Raw genomic sequence first — 667 nt, 5'->3', positions numbered from 1 at the left:
GGTGACCCACCCCAGGCGCAGCACCCGTCCGCCCTGGCCCGCGAGCTCGGGCCGCGACCCGGCCGCCGCCCCCAGGCCGGTGAAGACGAGGGCCACGGTGTTGGTGACGTTCGCACTCAGCGGGGACAGGCCGAACGCCAGCAGCGCCGGATAGGAGATCACGGACGCCAGGCTCACCACCGTGCTGACCACACCGGCCAGCACCCCCACCCCGGCCAGCCCCAGCATCTCCCCGACGATCACATCCGCCACCCAACCACACGGCCGTCACCGGGCCGCCGCCCGGTGTGCCGTCCAGGTCCTGGCCGAACTGAAGTGACGGGCCGGGTACCGCCGCGCGGATCGTCCCGGGTCCGCCTCTCCCCGCCGGAAGACGCATGGTGACATCCCGCCCGTGTCCGGCGTCTGCCGTTACCCGCCGCTGGGAATCCACATCCGGTTCGCGGAGCACGCCCGCCCCGGCGGAGACGGTGATCGAGCGTGACGGCAGGAGAGCCGGGAGTCCTCCCGGCTCCGCCATGCCGGACCCGCCCGGGGTCAGACGCCTGCGGGGACCTTCACCGCCCCCCGGTCGAGGTGGGCGCGGAGCCGCTCGCCCTCGATGTCGACGTCGGGCAGTACGCGGTCCAGCCAGCGGGGCAGCCACCAGGCGCCGTCGCCGAGCAGG

The 667-nt window shown here is 74.7% G+C and carries 1 pseudogene; it reads right to left on the bottom strand.

The window, feature by feature from the left end:
* A pseudogene (locus ACWJ6R_RS37595) lies at positions 1–252 on the bottom strand (sulfite exporter TauE/SafE family protein); the annotation flags it as partial.
* Positions 253–667 lie beyond the last annotated feature (415 nt).

The sequence above is a fragment of the Planomonospora algeriensis genome, from assembly GCF_977012225.1.
This window is presented reverse-complemented; position numbering and strand designations above follow the sequence as displayed.